General features: G+C 71.4%; 14 protein-coding genes. 5 read left to right on the top strand and 9 right to left on the bottom strand.

The window, feature by feature from the left end; translation table 11 throughout:
* The first annotated feature begins 63 nt into the window (after positions 1-63).
* The 3 genes from ACF088_RS24085 to ACF088_RS24075 all read left to right on the top strand — a co-directional run bounded on the left by ACF088_RS24085 (position 64) and on the right by ACF088_RS24075 (position 3660).
* Positions 64-459, top strand: coding sequence for a molybdopterin-binding protein (locus tag ACF088_RS24085; RefSeq protein ID WP_392377842.1), 396 nt, complete (start codon positions 64-66; stop codon positions 457-459).
* 143 nt (positions 460-602) lie between these two features.
* A complete protein-coding gene (modA, locus tag ACF088_RS24080; protein WP_392377841.1) occupies positions 603-1406 on the top strand; it encodes a molybdate ABC transporter substrate-binding protein in 804 nt (267 codons plus the stop codon).
* A gap of 280 nt (positions 1407-1686) precedes the next feature.
* Positions 1687-3660, top strand: a complete 1974-nt coding sequence (locus tag ACF088_RS24075; RefSeq protein ID WP_392377840.1) for an ABC transporter permease — start codon at positions 1687-1689, stop codon at positions 3658-3660.
* A gap of 20 nt (positions 3661-3680) precedes the next feature.
* Here the strand turns inward: ACF088_RS24075 and ACF088_RS24070 are convergent, their stop codons facing one another.
* From ACF088_RS24070 to ACF088_RS24035, 8 genes are all read right to left on the bottom strand, one after another.
* Entirely contained in the window at positions 3681-4127 is a 447-nt protein-coding gene (locus tag ACF088_RS24070) for a nitroreductase family deazaflavin-dependent oxidoreductase (RefSeq protein ID WP_392377839.1), read from the bottom strand.
* Between the two features lie 156 nt (positions 4128-4283).
* On the bottom strand, positions 4284-5738 hold the full coding sequence (locus ACF088_RS24065) for a SulP family inorganic anion transporter (RefSeq protein WP_392377838.1): 1455 nt from the start codon (positions 5736-5738) through the stop codon (positions 4284-4286).
* Positions 5739-5755: 17 nt separating this feature from the next.
* On the bottom strand, positions 5756-6358 hold the full coding sequence (locus ACF088_RS24060; protein ID WP_392377837.1) for a carbonic anhydrase: 603 nt from the start codon (positions 6356-6358) through the stop codon (positions 5756-5758).
* Positions 6359-6448: 90 nt separating this feature from the next.
* Positions 6449-6916: a hypothetical protein gene (locus tag ACF088_RS24055; protein ID WP_392377836.1), complete on the bottom strand. Its 468-nt coding sequence runs from the start codon at positions 6914-6916 to the stop codon at positions 6449-6451.
* 100 nt (positions 6917-7016) lie between these two features.
* Complete coding sequence (locus tag ACF088_RS24050; protein WP_392377835.1) at positions 7017-8324, bottom strand: MFS transporter; 1308 nt, start codon at positions 8322-8324, stop codon at positions 7017-7019.
* A 46-nt stretch (positions 8325-8370) separates the two neighbouring features.
* Entirely contained in the window at positions 8371-8883 is a 513-nt protein-coding gene (locus ACF088_RS24045) for a hypothetical protein (protein WP_392377834.1), read from the bottom strand.
* A gap of 37 nt (positions 8884-8920) precedes the next feature.
* Positions 8921-10159, bottom strand: coding sequence for a hypothetical protein (locus ACF088_RS24040; protein WP_392377833.1), 1239 nt, complete (start codon positions 10157-10159; stop codon positions 8921-8923).
* A 141-nt stretch (positions 10160-10300) separates the two neighbouring features.
* Positions 10301-10456: a hypothetical protein gene (locus tag ACF088_RS24035; RefSeq protein WP_176956589.1), complete on the bottom strand. Its 156-nt coding sequence runs from the start codon at positions 10454-10456 to the stop codon at positions 10301-10303.
* 348 nt (positions 10457-10804) lie between these two features.
* On the opposite strand from ACF088_RS24035, the gene ACF088_RS24030 reads away from it, so the two are divergent.
* Complete coding sequence (locus ACF088_RS24030; RefSeq protein ID WP_392377832.1) at positions 10805-12514, top strand: enoyl-CoA hydratase-related protein; 1710 nt, start codon at positions 10805-10807, stop codon at positions 12512-12514.
* 145 nt (positions 12515-12659) lie between these two features.
* Here the strand turns inward: ACF088_RS24030 and ACF088_RS24025 are convergent, their stop codons facing one another.
* Complete coding sequence (locus ACF088_RS24025; RefSeq protein ID WP_392377831.1) at positions 12660-13217, bottom strand: winged helix-turn-helix domain-containing protein; 558 nt, start codon at positions 13215-13217, stop codon at positions 12660-12662.
* Positions 13218-14263: 1046 nt separating this feature from the next.
* Between ACF088_RS24025 and ACF088_RS24020 the strand changes: the two genes are divergently transcribed.
* Positions 14264-15220 carry a hypothetical protein gene (locus ACF088_RS24020; protein ID WP_392377830.1) on the top strand — a complete coding sequence of 319 codons (957 nt, stop codon included), beginning with the start codon at positions 14264-14266 and terminating at the stop codon, positions 15218-15220.
* The last annotated feature ends 113 nt before the right edge of the window (positions 15221-15333 follow it).

The following is a 15333-nucleotide window of genomic DNA, read 5'->3' as shown; positions in this document are numbered from 1 at the left end:
GCTGCCATATAGCTTCCCCCGAGGAATTGCAAATGCGAGCCGATACCGCATATCTTGTCGCACATGCAGTCCTACACGATCGGCCAGGCGGCGCGGCTGCTGGGCGTCAGCCCGGACACCACCCGCCGCTGGGCGGACGCCGGCAAGGTCGCGACCCATCGTGACGACAGCGGCCGCCGCCTCATCGAAGGCCGTGACCTGGCCGCCTTCTCCATCGAGGTGGCGCAGACCGGCACCAATGAGGACGACGCCTCGTACACCTCCGCGCGCAATGCCTTCCCGGGCATCGTCACCGCCGTCAAGCTCGGCGATGTCGCCGCCCAGGTCGAGATCCAGGCCGGCCCGCACCGCCTGGTGTCGCTGCTGACCCGGGAAGCGGTGGAGGAACTGGGCCTGGAGGTCGGCATGCAGGCCACCGCCCGTGTGAAGTCCACCAGCGTGCACATCGACCGCACCTGACCCACCGCGGTAGCACCCAGCCGATCGCCACCACCGTCCCCCACCGGCCGGCTGCGCACACCAGCGGCGTCGCCCGTCCCGGCGCGGCTTTTCCCATCCGCTCGGACGACACCCGTCGTCCCGCGTTCCAAGGAGTCCCGCCCATGTCCCAGCTCTTCACCGGACGCCGCGCCGCCGCCGCGCTCGTGACCGCCGCCCTCCTCGTTCCGCTCTCCGCCTGCGGCGGCAACAGCGACAGCAAGAAGGACGAGGGCACCGAGAAGTCCGGCAGCGCCGCCCCCAAGGCGGACCTCACGGTGCTCGCCGCCTCCTCGCTGACCGATGTCTTCAAGAAGGCCGGTGCGGTGTACGAGAAGGAACACCCCGGCACCAAGGTGCACTTCTCCTTCGCCGGTTCCCAGGAACTGGCCGCCCAGGTCAAGGAGGGCGCCCCCGCCGACGCCGTGGTCACCGCCGACACCAAGACCATGGACGGGCTCAAGGCCGACGCCGGCACGCCCACCGTCATCGCCAAGAACCGCCTGGTCATCGCGACCGGCGAGGGCAACCCGAAGAAGATCGACAACCTCAAGGCGCTCACCAACAGCAAGTTGAAGGTCGTCCTCGCCGCCTCCGAGGTGCCGGTCGGCCGCTACAGCAAGCAGGTCCTGGACGCCCAGAAGCTGACGGTCAAGCCGGTCTCGCAGGAGCCCAACGTCCGCGCGGTGCTCAGCAAGGTCGAGCTCGGCGAGGCCGACGCCGGCATCGTCTACAAGACCGACGCCGCCACCGCACCCAAGAAGGTCGACGCCGTCGACATCCCGGACGCGCAGAACGCCGTCGCCTCCTACCCGGCCGCCACCCTGAAGGCCTCTCAGCACAAGGCCGCCGCGGCCGCGTTCGTGAAGTGGCTGAGCACCCCCGAGGCGCAGAAGCTCCTGCAGCAGGCCGGCTTCCAGCAGCCGTGACCCGGACGGGGGGCCCCGGCCCCCCCCCCCCGGGCCCCGCCCCCCGGGGCCGGGGGGCCCCCCCGCCCCCCCCCCCGGCCCGGGCCCCCCCGCCCCCCCCCCCCCCCCCCACCCCCCGCCGGCCCGCCCCGGGCGGCGGCCCCCCCGCCCGCGCCGGGGGGGGGGGGGCGCCCCCCCGGGGGGGGCCGGGGGGGGGGGGCCCCCCCCCCCCGCCGCCGTACCGCGGCCCGGTCCGTGCGCGCCGCCGTACCCCGGCCCGCCCCGAATCCCAGGGACCCCGATGAGACGCCCCCGCACCCTCGCCCGGCCCCCGGCAGGCAGGCTCCGCGCGCCCGGCAGCCGTACCCCCGTCGCGCTGGCCGTACCCGCGCTGGTCGCCATCGCGTTCCTGCTGATGCCCCTGGCCGGCATCCTTGCCCGCACCACCTGGAGCGACCTCGGCACCCATCTGACCAGCCCGGACGTGCTCGAAGCGCTCCGGTTGTCGCTGCTGGTGTCGTTCTGTGCGCTGGGGCTCGCCCTGCTGCTGGGGGTGCCCCTGGCCTGGCTGCTGGCACGGGTCAGCTTCCCCGGCAAGGCGCTGGTCCGCTCGCTGGTGCTGCTGCCGATGGTGCTGCCGCCGACCGTCGGCGGTGTCGCACTGCTCATGGGCTTCGGCCGCCGCGGACTGCTCGGCCCCTGGCTGGAGGACACCTTCGGGATCGTGCTGCCGTTCCACACCTCCGGCGCCGTGGTCGCCGCCACCTTCGTCGCGATGCCGTTCCTCGTCATCAGCCTGGAGGGCACGCTCGCCGGACTGCGCACGAGCTACGAGGAGACCGCGGCTTCCCTCGGCGCCTCACCCGTACGGGTCTTTCGCACCGTCACCCTCCCCATGGTCGCCCCCGGTCTCGCCGCCGGAGCCGCACTGACCTGGGCCCGCGCACTCGGTGAATTCGGCGCGACGATCACCTTCGCGGGCAATCTGCCCGGCACCACCCAGACCCTCCCGCTCCAGGTCTACCTGCTGCTCCAGGGGTCCCCGGACGCCGCCACCTCGGTCTCGCTGCTGCTGCTCGTCATCGCCATGGGCGTGCTGGTCGCGCTGCGCGGCCGCTGGACCGGTGCCACCACCGCCCGCGCCGCCCGCACCGTCCCCACCACCGACGACACCGGCCTCGCGCCGGCACCCGCCCCCCGCGTCGAGGAGCCCGCAACGACGCCGGCGGCGCCCCCGGAAAGCTGGCCGCTGCACGCCGACGTCACCGGCTTCAACCAGCTGACCCTGGACGCCGAACCGGGCACCACCCTCGCCGTCGTCGGCCCCAACGGCGCTGGCAAGACCACCCTGTTGCGTGCCCTGCTCGGGCTCACCCCGCGTGCCCGCGCCACGCTGCGCCTCGGCGACACCGACGTCACCACGCTGCCCCCGCACCGCCGCGGGGTCGCCTGGGTCCCGCAGGACGGCGCACTCTTCCCGCACCTGACGGCCCTGAGCAACACCGCCTACGGGCTGCGCGCCCATGGCACCCCGCGCGCCGAGGCCCGCCGTACGGCACAGCTCTGGCTCGACCGGCTCGGCGTCGGCCCGCTCGCGCACCGCAAGCCCGCCCAGCTCTCCGGCGGACAGGCGCAACGCGTCGCCCTCGCCAGGGCGTTGGCCGCCCGCCCCCGTCTCCTGCTGCTCGACGAACCGCTCGCCGCGCTCGACCAGACCACCCGCGCCCATGTACGGCACACCCTGCGCCGCCATCTCGCGGGCTTCGGCGGCGTCTGCCTGATCGTCACCCATGACCCCGTCGAAGCCGTCTCGCTCGCCGACCGTGTCCTCGTCCTGGAGGACGGCCGCGCCCTCCAGGACGCACCGCCCGCCGAGGTCACCCGGCACCCGCGTTCGCCCTGGGTCGCCCGGATGCTCGGCCGCAATGCCTGGCCGGGCACCGCCACCGGCGACGGCCTTGCGCTCACCGAAGGCGGCCGCCTCGTCGCCGCCGAGCGGCTCCCCGACGGCGCCCGGGCACTGGCGATCATCGCCCCCGAGGCCGTGTCCCTGCACCTCGACAAGCCCACGGGCAGCCCCCGCAACGTCTGGCCGGGCACCGTCCGGGAAATCACCTCGGCGGGCAGCCGCCTGCGGATCCTTGTCACCTCGCACGAGGCCCCCGACCTGGTGGCCGAAATCACCCCCTCGGCCGCCCTCGAACTCGGCCTTGCGGACGGCGTGTCCGTGTGGACCAGCGTCAAGGCCACCGAGGTCTCCCTCGTGACGCTCTGAGCGTCACGAGGGACCCGGTATCAGTGCGCCGTGGCCGCCGGCTCCAGGACGAACACCGGGATCTGCCGGTCCGTCCTCTTCTGGTAGTCGTCGTAATCGGGGTACGCCTCGACCGCGCGGGCCCACCACCGGGCCTTCTCCTCGCCGGTGACCTCACGGGCCGTCATGTCCCGTCGCGCCGGGCCGTCCTGCAGCTCCACCCGCGGGTCGGCCACGACGTTGTGGTACCAGACCGGGTGCCGGGGTGCGCCGCCCATGGAGGCCACCACCGCATACGTCCCGTCATGCTCCACCCGCATCAGCGGGCTCTTGCGGATCTTTCCGCTCTTCGCACCCCGGGTGGTCAGGACCACGACGGGCAGCCCCCGGATCGTGGTGCCTTCCCTGCCGCCGGAGCTTTCGTACTCCTCGACCTGATCACGCACCCACTGCTCCGGGCTCGGCTCGTACTCACCCTGAAGAGGCATACCGTCCGTCCCCTCGACGACGACAAGCGTGGCGCCGGCCGCTGTGTCCACCGCGACCGGCCTGGCCTTCGCTCAACAACCTTGACGAGGGGGATCTTCCCGGCGCCGCCGCCCGGCTGTACGGAGTGGTGACCGTACCGCCGGGCGGGCCGGTCGTCAGGACACCAGCTCCACGGCCCGCCGGGTACGACGGTGCTGCTCGGCCCAGTTCGTCAGCGCGGCGCCACAGGCGTGGTCGAGATGGCGCAGCCCGCTCAGGTCGAGTTCCACCTCCCGGTCGGCGGGCAGCGAGTCGAGCTGATCGAGGATCTTGGGCAGCCGCAGGAAGGTGGCGTTGCCGACGGCGCGTACCCGCACCGGCTCGTCCTCGTCGTCCGGGGTGTCGATGTCGAGGTGGACATGGGAGGTCTCCCAGGCGGTCTTCGCGACGGCCATCAGCAGGCCGATGAGGACGCCCTCGAACATGTTGACCGTCACGATCGCGAGGGCGGTGGCCAGCAGAACCACCGCCTCACCGCGGTGCTCGCGCCACAGCGGCCGCAGCTCCTTGAGCGGGATGAGCTTGCAGCCCGCATGGACCAGTACGCCCGCCAGCGCCGCCACCGGCACCACACCCAGCGCGGCCGGGAACGCCGCGGCGAACACCAGCAGCCAGACACCGTGCAGCACTCGCGAGGCCTTGGTCCGGGCGCCCGCTTGGACATTTGCCGCGCTGCGGACGATGACGGCGGTCATCGGCAGGGCACCGAGGATGCCGCAGACCGCGTTGCCCGCGCCCTGGGCCATCAGCTCCTTGTCGTAGTCCGTGCGCGGCCCGTCGTGCAGCCGGTCGACCGCCGCGGCGCTGAAGAGGGACTCGGCGGACGCGATCAGCGCGAAGGCGAGGACGGTGCCGAGCACACCGATATCGGTGAGCCGGCCGAGGTCGGCGAGGCCGGGCGGCTGGATCGCGTCCAGCAGCCCGCTGACCTCGACGCGTGCGACGGGCAGATCCAGTGCCCATACCGCGGTCGTGGCGAGCGCCACCGCGGCCAGCGGTGCCGGCAGGATCCGCGCGGCGCGCCGCCAGCGCGGCCACAGCACCAGGACGGCGATGGTGCCGGCGCCGATGGCGAGCGCGGCCAGTGCCGTCCCCGACCCCGCGGTGTCGCCGATCAGGCCGGGCATACCGCCGAGGTTGGCGAGTCCGCTGCCCGGCGCCTTGGCGTCCGCGAGGGCGTAGAGCTGTCCGGCGATCAGGACCAGGCCGATGCCGGCCAGCATGCCCTGGACCACGGCGACCGAGATCGCCCGGAACCAGCGCCCCAACTTCAGGGCACCCATGGCCAGTTGCAGTGCGCCGGCCGCCAGTACCAGTGCGCCGAGCGCGCCGATGCCGTACTCCTTGACGGCTTCGAAGACCAGCACCGTCAGACCGGCGGCGGGGCCGCTGACCTGAAGGCTGCTGCCCGGGAGCAGGCCGGTGAGCAGTCCGCCGACCACGCCGGTGACGAGCCCCAGCTCGGCCGGTACCCCGGAGGCGACGGCCACCCCGACACACAGCGGGACGGCCACGAGGAAGACGACGAGGGAGGCGGTGAAGTCCGCCCGGAAGGAGGTGAATCGCTTCATGAGGTGCACGCCCGCCTTCACAGCGGGAGGAACAGGTCGGAGGACGGGTGATGCGCGGCCACCAAGCCGGTGTGCACTTCGTAGAACCACCCGTGCAGATTCACCTCGCCGGCGGCCAGCCGCTCCTGGACACAGGGGTAGCCGCGCAGCCGGTCGAGCTGTTCGCGCACATGCTGCTGGACCGCCGCGGCGACCGTCGGCTCCTCGTCCTTGGGCAGTTGGTCGGACAGCTGCAGCGCCAGCCAGTCCCGTACGGCGGGTGCGCCGGTCAGGTCCTCACCGCGGGCCTTGGCGCCGACCGCGCCGCAGTGCGAATGACCGCACACCACGATGTCGGCCACGCCCAGTACGCGCATCGCGTACTCGATGGTGGCCGCTTCCGCGCAGGCCGTCATGTCCTCGCGGTAGACGGGCACGGCATTGCCGGCGGTCCGCAGTTCGAAGAGTTCGCCGGGCTGCGCCCCGGTGATCAGGGCGGGGACGACCCGCGAGTCGGAACAGGTGATGAACAGGGCGAGGGGGGACTGTCCGGCCGCGAGCCGGCCGTAGGTCTCCTGGTCTTCTCGCCGGTCGGCGATACGGGCCGTCAGGCCCCGGGCATGCTGAATGAAGGTCTCCACGAGGAGGTCTCCTGCTGATGAGTGGTGCCACTGTGGGGTGGTGGCGGAAACGTGCATGGTGCGGGGGTGGGGCAGGCCACCACGCCGCTCTCAGCAGCGGAAGACGCAGTGCAGGACGGTGAGCCCGGCACCTCTGGACACGGCCTTGGTGGAGCTGCCGGCCGCCGGGGCGCCGGAGTCCGTCGTGGCGATGGGAGCCACGGCACCCGCGCTGAACGGCGGTAGCGGCCGGCCGGCGTGCTGGGGGACGCCGACGGAGGTCCGGGCGGTGCGCCGGGGCTGGCCGCGCTCGGGCTCGCGTTTGGCCTTTTCCTCTTTGCTGTCATCGCCGGGCTTGACGGCCGGCGTGCTCGCGGACTTCGCGGCGGACGGGGTGGTGAACGCGGTCTTCGCCGCACCGGGCGCCGCCGCCGCACCACCCAGCAGGAAGGCCGCGACCACCAGCAGGGCGGTCAGCGACATACGGCACAGGCGCAGCACGGGTATGCCCGCTACGCAGGTGTCCTTCCGCATCATCGCCCCCCGTGGTTCGTCCGTACGGTCCCACTCTGCCTTCACAGTGCAGCATCCAGGTTTCGAGCGGGATAACGAGAAATGACGCCAAGTTTCCAGAATTCCCCGAAGCGGAGCCGGGAACATCCGTCCAGCGAAGGGATGTTCATGCCTGTTCCGTTTCCGTAGGGGGAGCCGCGGGCGCGGTGACGGCGTGCGGCGGCCGGCGGGCCGCCCACGCGAGGACGGGTACGAGCGCCATCGCGAGGATTCCGCCGGCCAGTGCCAGCGTCGGGTAGCCGGCCAGGAGGACGACCGGACCCGAGAGCATCCCCCCGGTGGCACCCGCGAGGGCGATGCCGACGTCCACCAGCCCCTGCGCCGATGCACGACGGGCGGGTGGGAGCGCGTCGGTGACCAGGGCGGTGCCGCTGACCAGCCCGAAGTTCCAGCCGAGGCCGAGCAGCACCAGTGCCGTGGCGAGCGCGGGCACGGAATCCGGTGCCGAGGCGGCCACCACCCCGGCGGCGAGCAGGACCGGACCGGACGCGCCCGCGATCCACCGCCGGCCGACCCGGTCGACCAGCAGGCCGGTGAGCGGGGAGGGCAGGAACATCGCTCCGACATGGAGGGCGATGACCCATCCGGCCGCCTGCGTGCCATGGCCGTGTGCCTGCATGTGTACCGGTGCCATCGTCATGACGGCGATCATCACGAGCTGGGTGAGGACCATGATCGCGGTGCCGGTGACCACCCCGCGCCGGTCCGGCCGGGCATCCGGCCCGCCGGCGGCCTCGCCCGCGGGGCTCCCGGCCGCCGTCTCGGCCTGCGCCGCGGCCAGTTTCTCGGCCAGCCGCAGCGGATCGGGCCGCAGCAGGGCGGCCAGGACCACCGACGCCGCCCCGAACGCGGCGACGGCCAGCAGAAACGGCCCGGCGAGCCGGGGGATGCCCCAGGAGTGTGCGACCCGGCCCGTCAGCGTCACCAGGTTGGGCCCGATCACCGCACCGAGCGTGGTGGCGAAGAGCACGGTGCTCACGGCCCGCCCGCGCCGTGCGGACGAGGCCAGATCCGCCCCCGCGTAACGTGCCATCAGGTTCGTCGCGGTGCCCGCTCCGTAGACGACCAGGGCCGCGAACAACAGCACCACGTTGCCGAGGGCGGCCGCCACCACGACCCCGAGGCTGCCCAGCGCCCCGACGGCGTACCCGAGCGCAAGACCGGGGCGCCGCCCGTGGCGCCGGCAGACCTGGCCGATGCCGACGGCGCCGAGCGCGGCCCCGGCGGTGAACAGCGCACTGGGCACGCCCGCCAGGCCGGTCGAGCCGAGCATCTCTTTGGCGAGCAGCGCGCCGACGGTGATCCCCGCGGCGAGACCTGCGCCGCTGAGGATCTGGGAGAAGACCAGAACAGCCAGAATCCGCCGCTGTTCCGGTGCTTCGCCCTCGACGGGGTCAGCGTGGCGAGCCCTCATGATTCCTTTCGGTTCGAGCCGGACGGGGGACCGGTGAGGACGGGTTTCACGCCGTCGCCATCGGCTCCAGCGCCGCGATGTCCGCGAGCGACAGCCCCATCTGCTCATGGAGGAAGCGCACCATGGTCCAGTGCGGCAGCGCTCCCTCGTCGAACGGCCCGAATTCCCGGCAGTACAGCGGAATCCAGCGCAGTGCCTCTTCGAGGGCCTGCTCGCGGCCCGGCTCCTGCTGGTAGTCCTCGTAGGCGATGCTGCGGTGTTCGATGAAGAAGCGCCCCGGCAGCCGTTCCTCGCACAGCGCCCGGTATTCGCGGGTCTGCAGGATGAGGTAGTGCCAGATTTCGTCGATGTCCTGCTCGACGGGCAGGAACAGACCGCCGAGCCGGTCGTGATGCCGGGAGACGAGATAGAGATAGCGCAGGCACTCGGTGACCTGGCGCTCCACGAACTCTCGCGGCGCGGCGCTCTTGCCGTCGAAATACGTCACCACTTCGGTGTACAGCGCCTTGCCGAGCAGGTCTGCGAGAGCGTCGGGGGACATCCGCGGCGGGGTGGTCATGCTTCTCCTGTCCGGGTGAGGAAGACGTCCGGGCGGTTCAGTGGCCGGTCGTGAGCCAGGCGTACTTTCCCGACTTCCCGATGGGGATGTGCGGGCGGTGGTCGAGCCGGCAGCGCCGCCCGGTCAGTTCACCGATGGCCTCCTCCAGCGCCGTGGCCCGGCCGGCCTCGACGGGTGTGCCGTCGAACGTCGTGTACACCAGCCGTGCCGTCGCCTCGCCGGTCAGCTGCAACTGGTACACGAAGACCTGCGAGGACGCCTCGCCGATACACCGGTCGAGGTCGCCCTGCGCCACGGGGCCGTGCGGAGTGTCGAGCAATTCCTTTTCACGGCCGCAGAATTGGGAGATCTTGCCGGGGTCCGGCGTCCCGTCCAGGGTGCGTACACAGTCGCCCGAGCGATACCGCACCAGCGGCATGAAGGGATTGCGCACACTGGTGACGATGAGCTGGTGGATCGTGCTGCCGTCGGCGACCGGATGGAGTTCGACGCTCATTTTGTCGAGATGCGGCCGGTAGGTGCCGCGGCGGTCGCTGAAGTAGAGATATCCGAGCTCGGTGCTGCCGAACAGGTCGATGACCGGGCAGGCGAAGTGCTGGTGCAGAAAACGCCGGACGTTCACCGGGGTGTATTCGTACGCGTGGATGATGCTGGCGGGCGGCGGGAAGTCGTCCCACAGCCCCCATTCGGTGACCTTTCGCAGCAGCTGCGCCAGGTGATATCCGGAGCAGTCGAGGTGGTACCAGCCGCGCGGGTGCGCTCGCGCGGCGGCCCGGATCTCCCGGAGCATCCGCACCACCTCGTCGCGCTCCCACAGCGCCGGGTCGAGCCGCAGATTGAGGTAGCAGGTACGCGCATCGAGCTGCCGGTCGGCGGGGGCGGGCACCGGATCCGGCGGAGTACCGCGCCGTGCGGCATTGACCCGCGCCACATGTTCCGTGGCCAGCACCGTGGTCAGTGAGACCCGTCGGCAGCCCGCTTCCCAGGTGCCGGCGATATCGGGGTGTTCGCTCCACAGCCGGTAGTAGGAGTGCAGCAGGAAATACGGGGGGCGGATGATCTGCATCCGGGCGTGGTGGGTGCCGGTGGAGAGAACGAACTCCGCTTCTCCGGACTCCAGTGCCGCGGCCAGCCGGGGGGTCATCCAGTTGCGGGGGAAGCCGCGCGCGATCTCCGGCTTGTCGAGCAGGGGGAAGTGCCCCTTCGCCAGCGACTCACGGTAGATCGGAATGTCGCGGATCTGCTCGATGACCTCGGCGGTCGGCTGACCATCCATGGATTCCTCGTCCTTGGTCGGGATGCGGTGCCCACACGGGAATGCAGGGGGGTGGTGCCCGGAGCGGGCCGGTGGCCGGGAGTGGGCGGTGGCCCGCTCCCGGTGATCGCCGGTCCGCTCCGGGCACCTGAGGCGCGAGGGTCAGGAGATACAGCCGGCCTTGGGTGCGGCGCTGATGCAGCCCGCCTTCGGTGCCGCGCTGATGCAGCCGTTCTTCGCCGCCTGCTGTGCGGAGTTGGCGGCCAGCCAGCTCTGCCAGACGTGGTCCTGAGCCATCTTCTTGATGAGCTGCTCCATGGGAACCTCCGATGAGAGTGCGGAAGACGAACGGGGCATACGACGCTGACCTGCGCTGATGCCGCACCACCGAAGGTAAAAGTATGACCAAGTGAATGTCAATTAACGGCAATGTCGCGGTCTGTGGAAGCGTGCAGGGTGCGCCAACTTTGGCGGGATTCCGACGAGATGATCTACCGCCGGGAACTAACTGACGAGACGTCAGTTAGTGCCTCGGGCGGACATTGGGCCGCCCGGCCGCCGTCGATCGGGTGACCCCTGGCGCGGCTCCGGCGCCGGCCGGCCGCCCGTACGGAACGATCACGACCCATCACCCGCTGACCGGTTCCAGCTCCAGGGGAGTCCGCTGTGCGCATTCTGCTCATCGCCGGCGCGTTCAACAGCCTGACCCAGCGCGTCTACGCGGAACTCGGCGAGCGAGGGCACCACGTGGGCGTGGAGCTGGTGACGCGCGAGACGCCGCTCCTCGAGGTCGTACGCCGTCACTGCCCGGACCTGATCGTGGCACCGATGCTCAAGACGGCTGTGCCCCGCGAGGTGTGGTCGGCGTACACCTGCCTGATCGTGCACCCCGGGCCCGTCGGCGACCGTGGCCCGTCGTCGGTGGACTGGGCGGTGCACCTGGGCGCCGCCCGGTGGGGGGTCACGGTCCTGCAGGCCAACGACGAGATGGATGCCGGCGACATCTGGGCCGCGGCCGACTTCCCCGTACCCGAGGTGGGCAAGAGCGACCTGTACCGGAACGAGATCGCCGATGGCGCGGTCGAAGCGGTCCTGACGGCCGTTGCCCGGGTGGCTTCCGGTACCCACCGGCCGCAGCCACAGACCGCCCTGCCCGACGCCGCGAAACCCGGCCGCACCCGTCCGCCCTTCCGTCAGGACCTGCGCCGGATCGACTGGCGGTCCGACCCCACCGACACCGTCGTACGCAAGCTGCGTGCCGCCGATTCGCAGCCCGGTGTACGCGGTGAACTCCTCGGCGAGACCTGGCATTTGCACGGCGGCCACCCCGAGGACACCCTGACGGGCCGCCCCGGTGAGCTGCTCGCCACCCGGTGCGGCGCGATCTGCCGGGCGACGGCCGACGGCGCGGTATGGATCCCGGAACTGCGGGCGCCCCGCGCGCCGGGGGAGCCCGGCACCCCCAAGCTGCCCGCCACACTGGCGCTGGGCGACCGCCTCCCGCAGCTCCCGGAGATCCCGGCCCCGCTCGACCGCGGCGACGGCCCCCGTACCTGGAGCGACATCCGCTACCGCGAGGACGGGCCGGCCGGCTTCCTGGAATTCTCCTTTCCCGGTGGTGCGATGAGCACCGGCCACTGCCGGCGCCTGCTCGCCGCCTACCGTCGCGCCTGCGCCCGGCCGACCTCCGTGCTGGTCCTCGGCGGCCGCCGGGACTTCTTCTCCAACGGCATCCATCTCCATGTCATCGAGGCCGCCGCCGACCCTGCAGAGGAGTCCTGGGCCAATATCAACGCCATGGACGACCTGGTGCATGCCGTCCTGACCACCACGGACCGGCTGGTGGTCGCCGCGCTCGGCGGCAATGCCGCGGCAGGCGGGGCGATGCTGGCCCTCGCCGCCGACGAGGTGTGGTGCCGGTCGGCCGTGGTGCTCAACCCCCACTACCGGCTGATGGGGCTCTACGGTTCGGAGTACTGGACCTATACGCTGCCCGGCCGGGCAGGCCCCGAGGTGGCCGGGCAGCTGACCGCCCGTGCCCTGCCGATGACCGCGGCGGCCGGCGCGCGGCTCGGCCTGGTCGACCGGATCATCGACTGCACCGCGCAGGATTTCGCCGCGCAGGCCGCCCGTCTCGCCGTCCGGCTGGCATCGGCACCCGCGACGCAGGCCCGTATCGCCACGAAGAAGGCGTCCCGGGAACGCGACGAGGCCGAGCGGCCGCTCGCCGCCTACCGGGAGGATGAGCTGGCCCGTATGCGCCGCACCTTCTTCGACCCGGACGAGGCGTATCACGTCCTGCGCCGGGCCTTCGTGCGCAAGGAATCCGCGGCCGGAGCCCCCGCACACCTGAACACCTCGCCCGCCGGGACCTGAGGCGACCGTCCCCGGCCCGTGCCGCGAGCGCCGCCGGAACAGCGGTCGGGGTGGTCCTCCCGGGCCGGGCCGGTGGCCGATATCCGTCGGTCACCGGCCCGCTGCCATGCCTGCACGGAGGGCTGGTGGCGAGTGCGGCGGCGCCTCAGTCGCGGCCGTCGGCCTGTGCGGCCGGCAGGTACTTGTAGCCGATGCCGAAGACCGTGCTGATGGTGTCACGCAGGCCGGGCCCCAGGCGCCGGCGCAGACGGGCGATGTGGACATCGACGGTCCGGGTGCTGGACTGACGGCTGGGCCAGACGGCGGCCATCAGCTGTTCCCGGGTGAAGGCGCGCCGGGGATGCAGCACAAGATGGGCGAGCAGATCGAATTCCAGTCGTGGCAGATCGAGTTGGCGCCCTCTGATGAAGACCGTCCGGGCCGCGGTGTCGAGGCGGACCGGGTCCGGCCGGGTCCGGTCGGCCGGAGGTTCCCCGGGGTGGGACGGTTCCTCGCCCGGCGGCGCAAGAATGATGTGGACCTCGTCGGACGGCAGCCGGTGCACCGATACGGGTTCCAGGTCGTGCAGGGTCAATTGCCACTTTCCGTCGGGTAGCCGGTCGACCGCCAGGGGTGGCCCTTCGCCGGGCCCGGCTGTGAGCGGCCGGACGACATCGGCGTCCGGACGCAACGCAAGCGGGGTCGTCGAGGAGTTCATAAACATGATCTGGGCCCATTCCTCTTGCAAAGCAGGCGTGTACGGACAGACATGGCGGTGCTCGACGTTCAAGGACGCTGAGGTGCTACGCAGCGATCGCGAGGCGGTCCGGTGGTCGTGCGGGGCGGCGGCCAGACACTTGTGGTGCAGGTGCGCCCATCGGGGGCGATCGCTCCGCTTGTACCGCAGGAACGCTCGCGCCCGTGCCCGTACCCAGCCGTGACGTGGTGTGAAGTCACGGCCTCCGGTCCACTCGAACGCTACATGTAATCGCGTGCTTCCGGAAAGTAGCGTCCGCTAATTCGGTTGCTCTTGAGCCGACTTCGTGTTGGGGCGGTGCCCGCTCGGGCGGTGCACCGGCCCGTGGCTTCCGGGTGCCCACTGTTCCGCTTCGCAAGCCCGTCAGGAATTCATGGAATGGTGTGGGTTCGGGGTGCCCGTGGTGCCGTGCGGGCCCGATGGCGGTCTCGCCCGGTGGCGGTGCAGGCCGCGTGCGGAGCGACTCACGCCCCGAAGGGTGGGGGTGCGTTCGCCCGGGCGGGCGCGCGCCCGTCGGTCCCGGCTCCGGCGCCCCGACCGGCATGGCCGGAAAACCTCCTTGAACTGGCCGAGAGTGCCGAGCGGTTGCAGGGAGGGCGGGGGAGTGAGGGTGTCGTGGGCTCGCGTGCTCCCCTCGTGACGGGGGTTGACGAGGGGGTGGCGCCTCGGGGGCGCGCCGCCTCCATGGAAACGACGGATACGGAGGGGTAGTCGGCAGCGATGTCCAGTTGTGAAGGTGCTGTGGGCATGTGAATATGCCAAATAAATGCGCGGTGATGAACAGGGGTGCAAAGCAAGGAGGTTCGGAAGGTTGGCCGAGAAGTTGTTTCTTTTTCAATCTCATCGAGACTAAAAGGTGCGGAACCAGATATTCCAGACGACTTGTTTTCGCAAGGAGTTGAGGGTGAGTAGGGTGTGGCCCGCTGTCACTTGACCGGTGGCAGGGTCCGGCTGAATTCGGCGCAGCCGGAATGCGGTGTGGGGGATGACGCCTTCGTGACCGGGAGGGGACCATGGCGGCCGGCTCTTTCGAGGGACAGTACGTGTGGAGTCCGGCTGCCAATGACCGGGCGCTGGCGCGCGCGTGTATGGACGTACGGACCGGACGGTACTTGAGCGCGCACGAAGTTCTGCGGGAAGCCCGGGAGGATTTCGAGGTGCGCGCCCACCGGTCCCTGGTGCTGGCGTCCGTGGCGGCCGACTCGGATCTGGCCGAGCGCTGGCTGGCCGAAGAGCCGGGACCGGAGGCGGCGCTGCTCTGGGCCCGGGTGGCGATGCTCCGTGCCCTGCGGATGGCCGATGCCGGCGACCGGCGGCAGGGCGCCCTGGCCCGGATAGCGCAATCGGCGTGCGAGCGGGCCGCGAAGCTGTTTCCCGAGGACCCCACGCCCTGGGTGGCGCAACTGGCGCTGACCCGCCTGGACCGTCCGCAGGACCCGGCGCCGCAGGGGCTGCTGACCGCTCCGACGGGGCCCTGGTACCTCTTCGCCCACATCCTCCGGCTCGACTCCTGGCACCGCGAGGCGCACCACCGCTTCCTGTCGTTCTTCTTCACCCGCTACGGCGGTTCGTCCAGCGCGAGCTGGGACGTTGCCGCGTTCCTGAGCCAGCGGGCGCCCGCCGCCTCACCGCTGCGGCTGCTGCCGCTGGTGGCGCTGGTCGAGGACTACAACCCGTCCGAGCTGCTCGCGGACCACACCTGGGAGCAGCCCCAGTGGATCTCCGCGGCGATGGGTATCCACCGGAACTGGCTCCCGCAGGTGGCCGGTTACCGCTTCACGCCGGTGCTGGATCTGGCGTATCTGGCCCACGCGCTGTTCATGGCGAAACGCGAATTCGAGGCACGGGAGGTCTTTACGGCCATGGGGCCGTATGCCTCGCGCATGCCCTGGAGTGCATTCGGTGATCCCGAAGAGCAATTGACCAGGGCGAGACGCTCATGCGGACTCCCCGTACCCCATGGCGGCTGATTCATGATGAGGCCCGAAGCGCACCGGATGCGGCACCGCAAAAGGCCCTCCCCTTCTGCTCCTCCCCTTCTGCTCCACCCGTTCGATCAGCTCAACCCGATCCATTCTCCCCC

Origin of the sequence: Streptomyces sp. NPDC015125, assembly GCF_043080045.1 — a bacterium.
GTDB lineage: Bacteria > Actinomycetota > Actinomycetes > Streptomycetales > Streptomycetaceae > Streptomyces.
The sequence above is the reverse complement of the archived record's forward strand: the minus strand, read 5'-3'. Positions and strand labels throughout refer to the sequence as shown.

What these genes read in the sequence shown, in the direction of transcription:
- ACF088_RS24070 (WP_392377839.1), bottom strand. Translation starts at nt 4,127, where the DNA reads ATGCCTCTTCAGGGTGAGTACGAGCCGAGCCCGGAGCAGTGGGTGCGT.
- ACF088_RS24045 (WP_392377834.1), bottom strand. Translation starts at nt 8,883, where the DNA reads ATGACCACCCCGCCGCGGATGTCCCCCGACGCTCTCGCAGACCTGCTC.
- ACF088_RS24075 (WP_392377840.1), top strand. Translation starts at nt 1,687, where the DNA reads ATGAGACGCCCCCGCACCCTCGCCCGGCCCCCGGCAGGCAGGCTCCGC.
- ACF088_RS24050 (WP_392377835.1), bottom strand. Translation starts at nt 8,324, where the DNA reads ATGAGGGCTCGCCACGCTGACCCCGTCGAGGGCGAAGCACCGGAACAG.
- ACF088_RS24085 (WP_392377842.1), top strand. Translation starts at nt 64, where the DNA reads ATGCAGTCCTACACGATCGGCCAGGCGGCGCGGCTGCTGGGCGTCAGC.
- ACF088_RS24025 (WP_392377831.1), bottom strand. Translation starts at nt 13,217, where the DNA reads ATGTTTATGAACTCCTCGACGACCCCGCTTGCGTTGCGTCCGGACGCC.
- modA (WP_392377841.1), top strand. Translation starts at nt 603, where the DNA reads ATGTCCCAGCTCTTCACCGGACGCCGCGCCGCCGCCGCGCTCGTGACC.
- ACF088_RS24065 (WP_392377838.1), bottom strand. Translation starts at nt 5,738, where the DNA reads ATGAAGCGATTCACCTCCTTCCGGGCGGACTTCACCGCCTCCCTCGTC.
- ACF088_RS24020 (WP_392377830.1), top strand. Translation starts at nt 14,264, where the DNA reads ATGGCGGCCGGCTCTTTCGAGGGACAGTACGTGTGGAGTCCGGCTGCC.
- ACF088_RS24040 (WP_392377833.1), bottom strand. Translation starts at nt 10,159, where the DNA reads ATGGATGGTCAGCCGACCGCCGAGGTCATCGAGCAGATCCGCGACATT.
- ACF088_RS24035 (WP_176956589.1), bottom strand. Translation starts at nt 10,456, where the DNA reads ATGGAGCAGCTCATCAAGAAGATGGCTCAGGACCACGTCTGGCAGAGC.